Consider the following 2,543-nt stretch of genomic DNA (forward strand, 5'->3'; position numbering starts at 1 on the left):
TGATGCGCCGTCTCCCCCTTGTGGGAGAGGGCTACTCCGTCCGCGGCCAAAGTTTCGTTTAGGGTGAGGGTAAATTGTCTACCTTCCGGTGAGGTGACCCCTCACCCGACTTCGATGCAGAGCATCGACGGCACCATCCCCACAGGGGGAGAGGGCAATAAGCGCTGCGCTCTACGGCACCGGCCGCGCACCCAAAATGCGCTGCCAAATGGTGCCGCCCCATACCTTCCAGCCGAAATAGAAGTAGGCCACGATCAGGACCAGCAGCACGAGCGCCGGCAGGCCGTTCAGGTTGAAACCGTTGTTTGTGGTCTCGCCGGTGAGCGAGCCGATCGCATAACCGCCGACGAAGAACACGGTGATAAAATCAAGAAGACCCGCCAGTCCGCGGCGCCAGAACGCCGGTCTGGTCAGGGTTGGTGAACTCGTCTGATCCGACATGGTCTAATCCCCTGCTTGAAACAAGAATGGACGCCAGACAGCACGCATCACCTGATGCAGAAATCTAGGTTCCACTCTGGCAAATCACGGGCGATTCGGCCATGGCAAGCTCGCCTTTCGTCGCGTGCTCTGGTCCCGCCTGCGCCGCCTCACATTAGCTTGGTCGGGGTGCTCCGCACCAGACGAAGATCGATCACGCCGATCATTTCCCTTCGGATGGCCTCGGCGTCGGCGATGGCTTCTCTGGTCTGCTCCAGCGTGCTGATGTTTGAGCCGAGCGAAACGATGCCGCCCAGCACCAGCGCAATCGCGCCGAGCACCGATGCCCCACCGGCGCCGAACAGGCCGAGAATCACGATCAGCAGCAGGACGGCGCCGGCGCCGATCGCGATCTTGGAGGCCAGAATGAATTTCCGGCACCGCTCGGCGGTTCTGGAAAGATCTTCGATCCGCTCTTCGATCGCGGAGATGTCGTCGGTCGGCTCGTTTTCGTCTGTCATCTGACCTGAGAACATCTCGTCAGATCCGTCGGCGCGATTTCGAATGAATCGAACTCGATAATCATCTCTCACAACGGCAGATTGTCGTGCTTCTTCACGGGTATCTCGACATGCTTGTCGCGCAGCATCGCGAGCGCCCGCGCAATACGGCGGCGAGTCGAGTGCGGCATGATGACGTCATCGATATAGCCGCGCTCGGCGGCGATGAAGGGCGACAGGAAGCGGTCCTCGTATTCCTTGGTGCGTTCGGCGATCTTGCCCGGGTCATTCATGTCGGCGCGGAAGATGATTTCGACCGCGCCCTTGGCGCCCATGACCGCGATCTGCGCCGTCGGCCAGGCGTAGTTCATGTCGGCGCCGATTTCCTTGGACGCCATCACGTCGAAGGCGCCGCCATAGGCCTTGCGCGTGATCACGGTCACCAGCGGCACCGTGCATTGCGAGTATGCAAAGAGAAGTTTCGCGCCGTGCTTGATCAGCCCACCATATTCCTGCGCGGTGCCGGGCAGGAAGCCGGGCACGTCGACGAAGGTCACGATCGGGATGTTGAAAGCGTCGCAGAAACGCACAAAGCGCGCCGCTTTCCGCGATGCGTCGCTGTCGAGCACACCCGCGAGAACCATCGGCTGATTGGCGACAAAGCCGACCGTGCGGCCGGCAATGCGGCCGAAACCGGTGACGATGTTCTTGGCAAAGGCTTCCGAGATCTCGAAGAAATCACCCTCGTCCACGACCTTGTGGATCAGCTCCTTCATGTCGTAGGGCTTGTTCGGATTATCGGGGATCAGCGTATCGAGCGAGAGGTCGACGCGCTCGATATCGTCGAAGCTCGGCCATTCCGGGACGCCGTCGATGTTGTTCGCCGGCAGGAAGTCGATCAGCCGCCGCATCTGCAACAGCGCCTCGACGTCGTTCTCGAAGGCGCCGTCCGCGATCGAGGAGCGCGTCGCATGCACCGAGGCGCCGCCGAGTTCTTCCGCGGTGACGACCTCGTTGGTGACGGTCTTCACGACGTCCGGCCCGGTGACGAACATGTAGCTCGTGTTCTTCACCATGAAGATGAAATCGGTCATCGCCGGCGAATAGACATCGCCGCCGGCGCACGGGCCCATGATGACGGAGATCTGCGGGATCACGCCGGAGGCGATCACGTTACGCCGGAACACGTAGGAATAGCCCGCGAGCGCCGCGACGCCTTCCTGGATGCGCGCCCCACCGGCATCGTAAAGTCCGATGATCGGCGCCCTCGCCTTCATCGCCATGTCCTGAAGTTTGGTGATCTTCAGCGCGTGGGTTTCGGACAGCGAGCCGCCGAACACGGTAAAATCCTTGGCGAACACGAAGGTCTTGCGGCCGTTGACGGTGCCCCAGCCGGTGACGACACCGTCGCCCGGCACCTTAGTCTTTTCCATGCCGAATTCGGTCGAGCGGTGCTCGACGAACATGTCGAACTCCTCGAAACTACCCTTGTCGAGCAAGAGCTCGATCCGCTCCCGCGCGGTCAGTTTGCCCCTCGCATGCTGGGCCGCGATGCGCTTTTCGCCGCCGCCGAGACGGGCGCCCGCGCGCCGTTCTTCAAGGGTGTCCAGAATGTCTTTCATG

The 2,543-nt window shown here is 61.6% G+C and carries 3 protein-coding genes; all 3 read right to left on the minus strand.

Annotated elements, in window-relative coordinates; genetic code table 11:
• Window positions 1-171: 171 nt before the first annotated feature.
• Window positions 172-441 (minus strand): RDD family protein, encoded by a 270-nt coding sequence (locus tag VFL62_RS11875; protein WP_325172570.1) that lies wholly within the window; start codon window positions 439-441, stop codon window positions 172-174.
• Between the two features lie 149 nt (window positions 442-590).
• Window positions 591-941 (minus strand): hypothetical protein, encoded by a 351-nt coding sequence (locus tag VFL62_RS11880; RefSeq protein WP_325172571.1) that lies wholly within the window; start codon window positions 939-941, stop codon window positions 591-593.
• Between the two features lie 68 nt (window positions 942-1,009).
• Entirely contained in the window at window positions 1,010-2,542 is a 1,533-nt protein-coding gene (locus VFL62_RS11885) for an acyl-CoA carboxylase subunit beta (RefSeq protein WP_325172572.1), read from the minus strand.
• Between the last annotated feature and the right edge of the window lies 1 nt (window position 2,543).

Origin of the sequence: Bradyrhizobium sp. (genome assembly GCF_035701725.1) — a bacterium.
GTDB lineage: Bacteria > Pseudomonadota > Alphaproteobacteria > Rhizobiales > Xanthobacteraceae > Bradyrhizobium.